Origin of the sequence: Kitasatospora sp. NPDC085895 (genome assembly GCF_040702125.1) — a bacterium.
Taxonomy (GTDB): domain Bacteria; phylum Actinomycetota; class Actinomycetes; order Streptomycetales; family Streptomycetaceae; genus Kitasatospora; species Kitasatospora arboriphila.
In genome coordinates, this window is sequence record NZ_JBFBJY010000008.1 from 56806 (window position 1) to 68741 (window position 11936).

The 11936-nt window shown below is 76.1% G+C and carries 12 protein-coding genes; 7 read left to right on the forward strand and 5 right to left on the reverse strand.

Annotation, left to right across the window (positions count from 1 at the left end; translation table 11 throughout):
- The first annotated feature begins 354 nt into the window (after window positions 1-354).
- The 4 genes from AB0442_RS07375 to AB0442_RS07390 all read left to right on the forward strand — a co-directional run bounded on the left by AB0442_RS07375 (window position 355) and on the right by AB0442_RS07390 (window position 4005).
- A complete protein-coding gene (locus AB0442_RS07375) occupies window positions 355-1029 on the forward strand; it encodes a transcriptional regulator (RefSeq protein ID WP_366161311.1) in 675 nt (224 codons plus the stop codon).
- Between the two features lie 45 nt (window positions 1030-1074).
- Window positions 1075-1755, forward strand: a complete 681-nt coding sequence (locus tag AB0442_RS07380) for a DUF6629 family protein (protein WP_366161313.1) — start codon at window positions 1075-1077, stop codon at window positions 1753-1755.
- Window positions 1756-1772: 17 nt separating this feature from the next.
- Window positions 1773-2702, forward strand: coding sequence for a hydroxymethylbilane synthase (gene hemC, locus AB0442_RS07385; RefSeq protein WP_366161315.1), 930 nt, complete (start codon window positions 1773-1775; stop codon window positions 2700-2702).
- An 88-nt stretch (window positions 2703-2790) separates the two neighbouring features.
- Window positions 2791-4005, forward strand: a complete 1215-nt coding sequence (locus AB0442_RS07390) for a saccharopine dehydrogenase NADP-binding domain-containing protein (RefSeq protein ID WP_366161317.1) — start codon at window positions 2791-2793, stop codon at window positions 4003-4005.
- Between the two features lie 64 nt (window positions 4006-4069).
- Here the strand turns inward: AB0442_RS07390 and AB0442_RS07395 are convergent, their stop codons facing one another.
- Both AB0442_RS07395 and AB0442_RS07400 read right to left on the reverse strand, forming a co-directional pair.
- Complete coding sequence (locus AB0442_RS07395) at window positions 4070-5437, reverse strand: histidine-type phosphatase (protein ID WP_366161319.1); 1368 nt, start codon at window positions 5435-5437, stop codon at window positions 4070-4072.
- 195 nt (window positions 5438-5632) lie between these two features.
- Complete coding sequence (locus AB0442_RS07400) at window positions 5633-6124, reverse strand: DUF1877 family protein (RefSeq protein ID WP_366161321.1); 492 nt, start codon at window positions 6122-6124, stop codon at window positions 5633-5635.
- Between the two features lie 290 nt (window positions 6125-6414).
- On the opposite strand from AB0442_RS07400, the gene AB0442_RS07405 reads away from it, so the two are divergent.
- Window positions 6415-7341 carry an ABC transporter substrate-binding protein gene (locus AB0442_RS07405; protein ID WP_366161323.1) on the forward strand — a complete coding sequence of 309 codons (927 nt, stop codon included), beginning with the start codon at window positions 6415-6417 and terminating at the stop codon, window positions 7339-7341.
- A gap of 80 nt (window positions 7342-7421) precedes the next feature.
- Here AB0442_RS07405 and AB0442_RS07410 read toward each other — a convergent pair whose 3' ends face one another.
- Genes AB0442_RS07410 through AB0442_RS07420 form a run of 3 tightly spaced genes read right to left on the reverse strand, consistent with a single transcriptional unit; the run spans window position 7422 to window position 10358 of the window.
- A complete protein-coding gene (locus AB0442_RS07410; RefSeq protein ID WP_366161325.1) occupies window positions 7422-8453 on the reverse strand; it encodes a hypothetical protein in 1032 nt (343 codons plus the stop codon).
- A 7-nt stretch (window positions 8454-8460) separates the two neighbouring features.
- Window positions 8461-9414, reverse strand: a complete 954-nt coding sequence (locus tag AB0442_RS07415; protein WP_366161327.1) for a PfkB family carbohydrate kinase — start codon at window positions 9412-9414, stop codon at window positions 8461-8463.
- Entirely contained in the window at window positions 9411-10358 is a 948-nt protein-coding gene (locus tag AB0442_RS07420) for a pseudouridine-5'-phosphate glycosidase (RefSeq protein ID WP_366161329.1), read from the reverse strand. The genes AB0442_RS07415 and AB0442_RS07420 overlap by 4 nt, the downstream gene beginning before the upstream one ends.
- Window positions 10359-10470: 112 nt before the next feature.
- Between AB0442_RS07420 and AB0442_RS07425 the strand changes: the two genes are divergently transcribed.
- A complete protein-coding gene (locus AB0442_RS07425) occupies window positions 10471-11112 on the forward strand; it encodes an alpha-ketoglutarate-dependent dioxygenase AlkB (protein ID WP_366161331.1) in 642 nt (213 codons plus the stop codon).
- A gap of 58 nt (window positions 11113-11170) precedes the next feature.
- On the forward strand, window positions 11171-11581 hold the full coding sequence (locus AB0442_RS07430) for a gamma-glutamylcyclotransferase family protein (RefSeq protein ID WP_366161333.1): 411 nt from the start codon (window positions 11171-11173) through the stop codon (window positions 11579-11581).
- Window positions 11582-11936: the final 355 nt, after the last annotated feature.

Genomic DNA, 11936 nt, shown 5'->3' on the forward strand with positions numbered 1-11936 from the left:
GAGTCGCCCTCATCAAAGCCAGTGGCGGATCAGCCGTCAATACGACCAACCGACTTCAATACATGAAGGACTGGGCCGCAAACCGCCCCTTCGGCTGGAAACGGTGGCCTGACCTGTACGACTAATGAAGGATCGCAGGATGATCGACTGCCCATCCTGGGAGCGCTCCCAGGATTCGCGGGCTACGCCGACCGGTGCCCCGGTGCCGCCACGCCGGGCCGGGAACCCGCCCGATCGGGCCCGGGCTGCCTACGCTGGCCGGGGCGACCGGTCCGCGGACGTCCGTGTGGGGCGCGGCGGCCCGGGCAGACGGGAGCGCGTCGGGCAGGCCGACGACAGTGGAGGAGGCCGAGCATGAGCCGCAAACCGCGCCAGGTGCTGGAGGACGTCCGCAGGGAGCTCGCCCCGGGGGAACGGGAGAACCGCCTCGTCCCCGAGATCGCGGCGGGCACCGCCCCGCTGACCGTCCTGGCGGAGCTCGCCGCCCAGCAGTACCGGATCATCGGGAGCGACCGGCGGAGCCTGCTGGTGCTGGCCGCCCGCTGCGCGGACGACCCCGGCGGCGCGTACTTCGCCGGCCTGGCCGACGGCGAGGGCGAGGCGCTGCGGATGCTCGAGGCCTTCGCCGCCCGCTGCGGGCTGTCGCCGCGCGAGGCCGCGGCCCGCAAGCCGTTGCCGGGCTGCCAGGCGTACCCCGCCTACCTGGCCTGGCTCGCGCTGAACGGCGACCCGGCCGGGGTGGTGCTCGCCCTCACCGCCAACTTCGCCGCCTGGGGCGGCTACTGCGCGGCCGTGGCGACGGGCCTGCGCCGCCACTACGGCTTCGACGACACCGACTGCGCCTTCTTCGACTTCTTCGCCCGCCCGGCACCGGCCGCGGAGGACGCGGCGGTGGCGGTGCTGGAGGCCCTGTCCCCGGACGGGGGACGGATCGGCGCGGGCCGCGAGTACGGGCAGGTGCTGCAGGCGTACGAGCTGATGTTCTGGAACACCCTCGCGGACGCCCCGGCCCGTCGGCACGGACGCTGAGCCCCGCCCTCGGCGACCCTCGGCGGCCCTTCCCGAGGAGGCCGGATGTGCTGGAGTGCGGAGGCGGACGCGGCCGCCGGGGCGGTGGTCGCCGGGCTCGGCACGGTCTGCCTGCTGCGGGTGCGCGATCCGCGGCGGGTGCCGCTGGCCGCACTGCCGCTGCTGCTCGGGGTGCACCAGCTGGTGGAGGCGGCGGTCTGGCTCGGCGAGGACGGCCGGATCGGGCCCGGACCGGCCCTGGCCGCCCGCACGGTGTGGGCCCTGATCGCGCTGCCGCTGCTGCCGCTGCTGGTGCCCTTCGGGGTGTGGTGCGCGGCGGGGCCGGGCCACCCGCGGCGGCGGACGCCGGGCGCGCTCGCCGTGCTGGGCGCGGTGGTCGCCGTCCCGCTCGCGGTGGCGGTGCTGCGCCGCCAGGTGTCGGCCGAAGTCCGCCACCACACGCTGGCGTACGCGGTCGGCGTGCCCGCGGCTCCGCTGCTGACCGCCGGATACCTGCTGGCCACCGTCGGTGCGCTGCTGCTGAGCGGGGACGCCGCGCTGCGGCGGCTCGGCCTCGCCCTGGGCGCGGGCGCGGTGGTGTGCGCCCTGGTGTGGCGCCTCGCCTTCGCCTCGACCTGGTGCGCGCTGGCCGCCGTCGCGGCCGTCCTGCTGCTGGGCTGGGCGGGCGGAACGGGCCCGCCGGTGCCGGCCGGTGCGGCGGGCCGCGGTCCGGGCGGGGATGAGTGACGGCCTATCATCTCCCCATGGCCGAACCGCTGCGCATCGTCACCCGTTCGTCACCGATGGCCCTCGCCCAGGTCGAGCGCGTCCGCGCCGAACTCGCCGTGCTGCACCCGGGGGTCCGGACGGAGGTCGTGCCGGTCACCACCTCCGGCGACCGCTGGACGGGCGACCTGGCCGCGCTCGGCGGCAAGGGCGCCTTCACCAAGGAGGTCGACGCCGCGCTGCTGGCCGGCGAGGCGGACCTGGCGGTGCACTGCCTGAAGGACGTCCCGGCCGACCGGCCGCTGCCGGCGGGCACGGTGTTCGCCGCGCACCTGGCGCGCGACGACATCCGCGACGCCCTGGTGCACCCGGGCGGACTGACGCTGGACGAGCTCCCGGCCGGCACCCGGATCGGCACCTCCTCGGTGCGCCGGGTCGCCCAGCTGGCCGCCTCGCACCCGCACCTGGTGTGCGTGCCGATGCGCGGCAACGCCAACAGCCGGCTGGCGAAGCTGGACGCCGGTGAGGCGGACGCGCTGCTGCTGGCCGTCTCTGGCCTGGAGCGGATCGGCCTCGCCGACCGGATCAGCGAGGTGCTGGACGTGGCGGCGATGTGCCCGCCGATCGGCGCCGGCATCCTCGTCCTGCAGTGCCGCGAGGACGACACCGCCACGGTCGACACCGTGACCGGTCTCAACGACCCGCGGACGTGGCGCGAGGCGGCCGCGGAGCGGATGTTCCTGCACGTGCTGCAGGGCCACTGCAACGCGCCGATCGCCGGCTACGCGCGGGCCGAGGACGACGGGCGGCTCTCCATGCGCGGCCGGGTGTTCTCGCCGGACGGCAAGCGGGTGCTGGACGCCCACGAGTGGGCCGGCGCACTCGGCCCGGAGGACCTCGGCACCTCGACCGCCCTCGCCCTGAAGCGGCAGGGCGCCCAGGAGCTCATCGACGGCATCGCGCACTGAGCGCGCGGCCGCCGCGTCCCGATCGTTGACAGTGCCACGACGGACTCCTAGCGTGGCGCAGTCGATTACCCGCGAGTAGGGACTGTTGATGGCCGCGCCGCGCCCGTACGACCTCGTCCTGTTCGGTGCCACCGGGTTCACCGGCGGGCTCACCGCCGAGTACCTGGCCCGGGCCGCGCCCCGGGACTGCCGCTGGGCGCTCGCCGGGCGGGACGAGCGCAGGCTCGCCGCCGTCCGGACGCGACTGGCGGAGGTCGATCCGCGCTGCGCGGACCTCCCGCTGCTGGTCGCGGATGCCGCGGACCGCGCGGCGCTGCGCGAGGTGGCCGCCTCCGCCCGGGTGGTGGTCTCCACGGTCGGCCCGTACCTGCGGTACGGCGAGCCGCTGGTGGCGGCCTGCGCCGAGCACGGCACGGACTACGTGGACCTCACCGGCGAGCCGGAGTTCGTCGACCGGATGTACCTGCGGCACCACGAGCGGGCGGTGGCCAGCGGGGCGCGGCTGGTGCACGCCTGCGGCTTCGACTCGGTGCCGCACGACCTCGGTGTGCTGTTCACCGTCGAGGAGCTGCTGCGCCGCGGCGGCCCGGCGGCCCGGCTCTCGGTGGAGGGCTTCGTCCGCGCCGGCGGCACCATCTCCGGCGGCACCTTCGCCTCGGCGATGACGGCCTTCTCCCGGCCGCGGGCGATGGCGCGGGCCGCCCGGGCGCGCCGCGCGGTCGAGCCGCGGCCGAAGGGACGGCTGGTGCGCACGCCGGTCGGCCGGCCGCACCGGTCGCGGGCCGCGCGGGCCTGGGCGGTGCCGATGCCCGCGATCGACCCGCAGGTGGTGGCCCGCTCGGCCGCCGCGCTGGACGAGTACGGCCCGGACTTCGGCTACGCGCACTACGCGGCGGTGCGGCGGCTGCCGATCGCCCTCGGCGGGGTCGCCGCGGTGGCGGCGGTCGCCGTGGCCGCCCAGCTGCCGGTGCTGCGCCGGGCGCTGGGTCGGCTGCGCGGCCCGGGCGAGGGGCCGAGCGCGGAGCAGCGGGCGCGGTCCTGGTTCGCCGTCCGGTTCGTGGCGCGCGCGGAGGGCGGCCGGACGGTCTTCACCGAGGTGTCGGGCGGCGACCCGGGCTACCAGGAGACGGCGAAGATGCTCGCCGAGTCGGCGCTCTGCCTGGCGTACGACGACCTGCCGCCGGTGGCGGGGCAGCTGACCACGGCGGTGGCGATGGGCCGGCCGCTGATCGACCGGCTGGTCGCCGCGGGCATCTCCTTCCGGGTGCTGGACGGGCCGCCGACGAGCGCCCCGGGCCGCTGAGCGACCGCACGGCCCGCCCCCGCTCCGTGCTGCCGGAGCGGGGGCGGGTCGGCGGATCCGTCCGTCAGGCGCGGCCGAAACAGCGCTCCAGCTCGCCGAGCTCGTAGAAGTGGCTGCCCTTGGCGACGGGCTTGCAGAACGCCGGGAAGGCGGTCTCCTTCTCGTTGTAGAACATCCGGACGAGGTGGCTCGGGGCGCCCCCGGCCGTGGTGCCCGCGTACAGGTCCCACTGGATGTTGGCGGCCATCGGCGAGACCTCGGCGCCCCGCCAGGGGTTGTTCCGGTAGCTGTAGGGCTCGTCGGCCTCGGCGGGCTCGGTGCTGCCGGGCAGGCCGAGCAGGACGGCGAGCGGCTCGATCTCCTCGGCGTGGGTGAAGCGCAGCACGGCGCCGTTGCGGCCGGTGCCGGCGGCCCTGGCCTCGGCCTGCGCGAACAGGTCGGCGAGCAGGACGCCGGCCATCCGATAGGTGACGGTGCGGCCGCTGAAGGCGGGGCCCTTCTGGTAGAACTCCTCGGCGTCGTCGAGGTAGCCGAACCACCGGGCGTCGCGGTCGGCCAGGAACGGGTCGAGGTCGACGTCCGGCGCCTCCACGGCGAGGTCCGGCGCGGCGCTGTACAGGGCGTACAGCGAGCGGGCGAAGGCGATCTGCCGGTCGGCGGTCAACGTGGCGGCGAAGTCGGCGCGGAAGAGGCGGCCGACGGTGTGCCGGGCGGCCTCGGCGGTGCGCGGCATGCCGTCGACGGCCGCGAGCACGGCGGCGAGGTCCTGGTCCTTCGCCAGGTACGCCTGGTAGTCGGCGTTCTGCGGCTGCTTGTGGAAGTAGAGCAGGTCCTTGTCGGTGACGGGTGCTCCGATCAGGCCGGCCAGTTCGGGCCGGCCGGCCGTCAGGCCCGCGGTGAAGGCGTTGGCGCTGGCGGTCGCGCGGGCCACTCCGGAGGTCTCCACCACGATCGGCTCGCCCGTGGCGGCGATGGTGTCGAACAGCCCGGGCAGCCGCTGCTCCAGCCGCAGGGCGGTCTGCCGGTGCTCCTGCACGCCCAGGCCGGACAGGTTGCCGTAGCCGATCCCGGCGGCGGCGGCCAGCAGCGACCGGACCTGCGGGGTGAGCCTGCGGCCGAGGTCGGTCAGGCCGCCGCGGTCCTGGGCCTCGGCCAGCACCGCGAGCACCGCGTCGCCGTCCTTCCCGTCGGTCATGGCCCGGGAGCCGTGCCGGGCGACGTTCTCGGTGAACACCGCGGTGTAGCCCTCGGGCACCGGCTGGTAGCGGCCCGGCCGCCCCTGCGGGAGGTACGGCGCCTTGGTCCCGTAGGAGTCCCGTTCGGCGCGTGGGCCGCCCGACCGGTCGTGCGCGGAGGCCGTGCCCCCGGTCAGCACCATGGCGGCGGCCAGCGAGGTGGCGGTGACGGCCGTGAACCGGGCGGTGCGCTTCACAACAGACCTTTCGGCAGGGGTACCGGTCCGTCGACCGAGAACCTCCGTACTCTCGCGCCCGGGCCGGAACTGCGCCCCACCACGTGGCATGGCCCGGATGATCACCGGGTGAACGCCGGCCGACCGCCCTCCCTCACCATGACCCGCCACCCGTCGGCGCGCCAACGAGCGGCGCGCGGTGGTCCCGCGGGCCGGTCACTGGCTGACGGTGAACACCGCGCCCCGCCCGTCGGCGGCGGCGCGTGCGAAGAAGGCGCGCAGTTCGCCGAACCAGTGGCGGGTGTAGCCGAAGTCCTCCTCGTCGCGGGCACCGTCGTAGTCCTCCGGGTCGAGCGCGAAGAAGCGCTCGCGCAGCCGGGACTCGTCGATCCCGGCGAGGGCCGCGGCGATGTCGGCGACCTCCTGCGGGGTGGTGAGGACGACGACGTAGTCGTCGCCGCCGTACAGCGGCAGGCCGCCGAGGACGGCGTGCGAGAGCGGGTAGTCGCCGCCGTCGTACGACAGCGTGCCGTCGGCGAGGCAGCGGTGGATGGCGTCCCACGCCTTGTCGGTCTCGGCGAGGTGGTCGGTGTCCCAGGCCTCCTCGATCCCGGCGACCTCGGCGAGCACCGCCTCGTCGTCCGCGGCGGCGAGCAGCCGTGCGGCCTGCTCCTCGGTCAGCGCGAAGTGCACTCCTCGGCAGCCCATCGATGCTCCCCTCTCCGGCTTCGGCGTCGGTGCGGGACGCTATCGCGGGCCGCCGACAGCAGAGCACGGCCTACCACCGGGTAGGGACCCCGGGGGCCGCGGCGGTGTCCGGGGTGGAAGGATGGGCGGTCCGCCCCCGGTGGCGTACCTCGGTCGACCAGGCCGCCTGCCCATCCTGCGGCGGCCTCCGGTGACGGGACCAGGTCCGCGCCGCGTAACCCTGCGGCCTCGGCGGCGTGAGTGCCATCAGTCTTCCTCCGCTCTTCCCTCCCTCAGGAAGCTCCCTCACCATGCACCAGTCACCCCTGCCCCGGCGCGCCCGCGTGCCCGGGCGCACCCTCGCGGCCGCCGGTGCGGCCGGCCTGCTGCTGTCCGGCTGTGCGAGTGCGGCCTCGCCGGCCGCGGACGGCTCGTCCGACCTGCGCGACCGGGTGCCGAAGGCCGTCCGCAAGGCCGGTGTGCTGCGGATCGGCTCGTACCTCAACTACGCCCCGGTGGACTACAAGGAGGCCGACGGGCGGCCGGCCGGCCTCGACCCGGACCTGGCCGCGGCGATCGGCAAGCTGCTCGGGCTGCGGATCGAGTTCGTCGACATGCCCTTCGACCGGCTGATCCCGGCCGTGCAGTCCGAGGACGTCGACCTGGCGATGTCCGCGGTGATCGACACCACCGACCGGCAGAACGGCATCGACGACGCGGGCCGCACCTCCGGGCCGGGCGTCGACTTCGTGGACTACTTCTTCACCAGCACCTCGATCCTGGTGAAGGCCGGCAATCCGGAGCGGATCAACGGCCTGGACAGCCTGTGCGGGCACGCCGTCGCGGTGCAGAAGGGCACCGTGCAGGCGGAGATCGCGATCCGCCAGGCGGGCGCCTGCAGCCGGTACGACAAGAAGCTGGACGTGCACCAGCTGGCCGACGACGAGCTGGCGCTGGCGGAGGTGGCGGCCGGGACGGCGGTGGCGGACCTCAACGACTACCCGGTGGCCCGGTTCAACACCTCGGCGGTGCGCGGCGGCCGGTTCGAGCTGACGGGCGACCACATCCAGTCCAGCCCGTACGCGATCACGGTGAACAAGGCGGAGCCCGAGCTGCGCACGGCCGTCGCGAAGGCGCTGGACCGGCTGATCCGCAACGGCGAGTACGACCGGATCCTGGAGCGGTGGAACCTGCACACGGGAGCGGTCTCCAGTGCGGTGGTGAACGGCGGCCGCTGAGCACCCGCCGCGGTGCGGGGGCGCCGGGCGGCCCGGCCCGAACCGGCCCGCCCGGCGCCCTCCGGCTGTCCGACGGATCGTCAGTTCCCCTTCTTCCGGCCGGACCGGAGCTTGGCGAGGCCGATCGCCGCGGCCACCGCGATCAGGGCGGCGAGCGCGTGGTCGGTGCCGCCGCCCGAGCCGGATCCGGAGCCGGCGGCCCGGCCGGAGGACGTCTGTGCGCCGCCCGAGGGGGCGGCGGCCGGGCTGCCGGACGGTGCGGGTGCGGCGTCCTGGGTGAGGCGCAGCCGCCAGACGTCGCTGTCGCCGCCCTCGCTGCCGTAGAGGACGGCGGTGCCGTCCGCGGAGAAGGTCACCGACTCGCCCTGGCGCTGGAAGGGCACGTCCAGCGGGCGGAGCTTCTTCGGGGTGCCGTCCCAGGCGTACAGGTCCGAGCCGAAGTAGCCGCGCAGCACCAGTCGGCGGCCGTCCGGCGAGAAGGCGCCGTCGGTCACCCAGGGCACGTCGGCGATCCGCTTGAAGGTGTTGACGCCGGTCGGCGAGAGCGCCTCCGGGCCCTGGTAGAGGCCGCCGCCGGACTGCTTCTTGCTGGCGATGTAGGCGCGGCCGGTGACCGGGTGCACCATCAGCGCCTCGGCGTCGCGCGGGCCGTCCTCGTAGCGGACCTTGTACCGGACGGCGGTGACCGTCTGGTCGTGGAGTTCGGCGGGCTCGGGGAAGGCGTAGATCCACACCTCGGGCCAGGTGCCGTCGAGGTTGTCGCCGATGTCGCCGACGTACAGCCGGCCGTCGGGGCCGAGCGAGATCGCCTCCACGTCGCGCGGCTCGATGCCGCGCAGGGTGACGGTCGCGACGGTGCGGCCCTCGCCGTCGACGGCGTAGACGTACGGGCCGTCGTCGCTGTCGTTGTGCGTCCAGTACACGCCGGGGTGGGCCCGGCTCGCGGCGAGGCCGCTGGACTCGGTGATCCGCTTGTCGTGGACGGTGAAGAGGCGCTCCGGCCGCTCGTCGGCGGCGGCCGGCAGCGCGGCCGGGCCCAGCAGGATCAGCAGTGCCCCGGCGGCGGCCGCACCGCTGCGCGTCCGTCGCCGGCCCCTCGTCGCTCGCTCCACCGGGCGATCATCGCACGGCGGCCCGACCGGTCGGCGCGGAACGGTCGGGTACGTCCCGACGCGGGCGGGCGGCCGGCGGACGGGCGCCGACCAGGGCGACCGCGGCCGCCCCGGACCGGCAGCCGGCGCGGGCCGCCTCCACCGGGTCCGCGCCGGCCAGCCGGGCGGCCAGCAGCCCGCCGGTGAAGGCGTCGCCGGCGCCGGTGGAGTCGATCGCGGCGACGCCGGGCACCCCGGGCACCCGGGCCAGCACCCGGCCGCCCGCGGCCACCAGCGCCCCCTGGGCGCCGAGCTTGACCACGGCCTCGCCGTGCAGCGCGCTGAGCCGTTCGGCGGCGGTGACCGGGTCACCGGTGCCGGCCAGCAGGTGGGCCTCGGCCCGGTTGGGCAGCAGCAGGCCGATGCCGCCGAAGGCCTCGCGGACGGCGGCCGGGCCGCTGCGCTGCAGGAAGCCGGTGGAGGCCGGGTCGGCGCTGACCGGCAGTCCGGCGGCGCGGGCGGCGGGCACCGCGAGGGCGGCCAGGGCGCGGCCGGGTCCGGAGAGCAGTTGGTAGCCGGAGAGGTGCAGCCGGGCGGCGCCGTCCAGGAGGTCGTCCGACCAGTCCTCGGGGCCGAGGCGGACGGCGGCGCCGCCGTCGGTGACGAGGGTCCGTTCGGCGCGCCCGTCGACCAGGCTGATCACCACGGCGGTGGGCGCCTGCGGGTCGACGGCGAGGTGGGCGGTGACGCCGGCGGCGGCGAGTTCGGCCCGGTGCCAGTCGGCGGAGTCGGCGCCGGCCCGGGCGAGCAGCCGCACCCGCGCTCCGCCGGCGGCGGCCCAGGCGGCCGCGTTCGCCCCGGCGCCGCCCGGCCGGACGGCGATCCGGGCGGCCGTGTCGGTGTGCGGGGCGAGCGGGCCCTCGTGCAGGGCGACCACGTCGGTGACGACCTCGCCGACGACGAGCAGCGCGCCCGCGGTCATCCCCGCCGCCCCGCCTGCTCGGCGGCCCGGGCGACGGCGATGCCGGCGGCCAGCCGGACGTTGCCGCGCACCGCCGCGAGGTTGGCCTCCAGCGAGGCGCCGCCGGTGTGCTCGGTGAGGTGGGCGAGCAGGAACGGGGTGATGGCCTGTCCGGTGACCCCGGCGGCCCGGGCGGCGGCCAGGGCCTCGCCGAGCACCCGGTCGTGCAGCTCCGGGTCGAGCTGCTCGGCGGCCGGGACGGGGTTGGCGACCACCAGGGCGGACTCCGCGCCGCCGAGCTCGTCCTGGGCCCGCATCACCGCGGCCACCTGGGCCGGGTCGTCGAGCGTCCAGTCCAGCGGCAGGCCGGAGCCGGTGAGGTAGAAGCCGGGGAACTCGGCGGTGCGGTAGCCGAGGACGGCGACGCCGAGGGTCTCCAGCCGCTCCAGGGTGGCCGGTACGTCGAGGATCGACTTCACACCGGCGCAGACCACGGTGATCCGGGTGCGGGCGAGCAGCCCGAGGTCGGCGGACTCGTCCTGGTTGGTGGTCCAGTCGCGGTGGACGCCGCCGAGGCCGCCGGTGGCGAACACCCGGATGCCGGCCCGGGCGGCGAGGAAGGCCGTGCCGGAGACGGTGGTCGCGCCGCTGGCGCCGGTGGCGACGGCGGGAGCGAGCTCGCGGAAGCCCAGCTTGCGCAGCGACCCGTCGGTGGCGATCCGTTCCAGCGCGTCCTTGTCGAGGCCGATGTGCGGGACGCCGTCGAGGACGGCGATCGTCGCGGGGACGGCGCCGCCGGCCCGGACGAGGTCCTCGAGTTCGACGGCGACCGCGAGGTTGCGGGGGCGCGGCAGGCCGTGGGCGATGATCGTCGACTCCAGGGCGACCACGGGGGTGCCGGCGGCGAGGGCGGTGGCCACCTCGTCGGAGAGTCGCAGCGGGGCGGAGGGCGAGGGTCGGTCCATCCCCGTTTCCTGGCGCCGGTGCGCCGGGTTCAAACCTCGTCCGCTCGGTGGACCGGTCGACACACCTCCGCATTATTCGTACAGATGTTCCCATAGGGCGTAGGCCGGCCGCATGCCCCACCTCCAGGGTTCGCCGTTCGACGACGTCGAGGAGATCGGCACCGGCCCGCTGGACGGTGTCCGCCGGACGGTACTGGGCGACGGCGCCCGGATCGACGAACAGCCGGGCCGGTTGCGCGGCGCCGGCGTGCTGTTCGAACGGCTCGCCGCCGAGGTCTCCTGGCAGGCCGAACGCCGGACCATGGACGAACGGGTGGTCGACGTCCCCCGACTGCTCGCCTTCTACGGCGAGGACGACTTCGCCGCCGGGCCGGACGCCCTGCCGCACCCGGTGCCGGCCGCCGCCCGCACCGCGCTCGGCGCCCACTACGCCGACGAACTCGGCGAGCCCTTCGCCACCGCCGGCCTGTGCCACTACCGCGACGGCCGGGACGGCGTCGCCCGGCACGGCGACCGGCTCGGCCGCGGCGACCGCCGGGACACCACGATCGCCATCGTCCCGGTCGGCGAGCCGCGCCCGCCGCTGCTGCGCCCGTGCGGCGGCGGCCCGACCGTCCGGCGGCTGCCCGGCCACGGCGACCTGCTGGTCATGGGCGGCAGCTGCCGGCGCACCCGGGAGCACGCCGCGCCCAGGACCACCCACCCGGTGGGGCCGCGGATCAGCATCCAGTACCGGCCGCACGGGGTCCGCTGACACCGGGCGCACCCCGACGGGTACGGTGCTGCGACCCCCGACTCCCCAGGAGGGCCGTGTGCCGCCCCAGCTGCCGTTCTTCGTCTACGGGACGCTCCGTCCCGGCCACCGCAACCACCAGCGCCACCTGGCCGGGCGCTGCACCGAGGTGCGCGGCGCCGTCCTCGACGGCGCCGCCCTGCACCACGGCCCGGGCTACCCGTACGTGGTGCCCTGCCCGGGGCAGCGGGTCCGCGGCGAGCTGGTGAGCGTGCCGCCGACGCTGTACCCGCGGGTGCTCGCCGACCTGGACCGGCTGGAGGACTGCACGCCCGACGGCCTCGGCGAGTACGTGCGCGAGCGCCTCGCCGTCCGGCTCGCCGACGGCACCGAGACCGACGCCTGGGTCTACCTCGCCGGCCCCCGGGTCGCCGCCGCGCTGCTCTCCGCCCCCGCCCCCGTCGCCTCCGGCGACTGGACGGACGCCTGATGCCCCCAGGGGCGCGTGGGGGCACCTCCCGGCCCCGGACATGACGATCCCCGGCGGTCGGTGCGTCGTTCGCGTGCGTGGACCGTCGTCTCCTGCACGTGTCGCCCACCGACCCGCCGGGGGTCTCGCCAGAGCCTGGATCAGGGTCACTCGGACGGCCGTCGGACGTCTCCGTCGGCGGTGCGGCTCTGTCCGGTATTCCGGTGTATTCACCAGTTTCCTCCGTATTCACCCCAGGTCAAGGGCGTCCAGCGAACTCCCAGGAATCCCCCCGGTCGAAAGGTCAAGGGGCGGCAAAGTCCGATTCCGTTGACGCCGCATCAGCTGCGCCCGGACGACCGCGGGCCGGGCTGCC

Excerpts from the sequence above, each read along its gene's own strand:
- AB0442_RS07375 (WP_366161311.1), top strand. The coding sequence starts at position 355 with ATGAGCCGCAAACCGCGCCAGGTGCTGGAGGACGTCCGCAGGGAGCTC.
- AB0442_RS07380 (WP_366161313.1), top strand. The coding sequence starts at position 1,075 with ATGTGCTGGAGTGCGGAGGCGGACGCGGCCGCCGGGGCGGTGGTCGCC.
- hemC (WP_366161315.1), top strand. The coding sequence starts at position 1,773 with ATGGCCGAACCGCTGCGCATCGTCACCCGTTCGTCACCGATGGCCCTC.
- AB0442_RS07390 (WP_366161317.1), top strand. The coding sequence starts at position 2,791 with ATGGCCGCGCCGCGCCCGTACGACCTCGTCCTGTTCGGTGCCACCGGG.
- AB0442_RS07400 (WP_366161321.1), bottom strand. The coding sequence starts at position 6,124 with ATGGGCTGCCGAGGAGTGCACTTCGCGCTGACCGAGGAGCAGGCCGCA.
- AB0442_RS07405 (WP_366161323.1), top strand. The coding sequence starts at position 6,415 with ATGCACCAGTCACCCCTGCCCCGGCGCGCCCGCGTGCCCGGGCGCACC.
- AB0442_RS07415 (WP_366161327.1), bottom strand. The coding sequence starts at position 9,414 with ATGACCGCGGGCGCGCTGCTCGTCGTCGGCGAGGTCGTCACCGACGTG.
- AB0442_RS07420 (WP_366161329.1), bottom strand. The coding sequence starts at position 10,358 with ATGGACCGACCCTCGCCCTCCGCCCCGCTGCGACTCTCCGACGAGGTG.
- AB0442_RS07425 (WP_366161331.1), top strand. The coding sequence starts at position 10,471 with ATGCCCCACCTCCAGGGTTCGCCGTTCGACGACGTCGAGGAGATCGGC.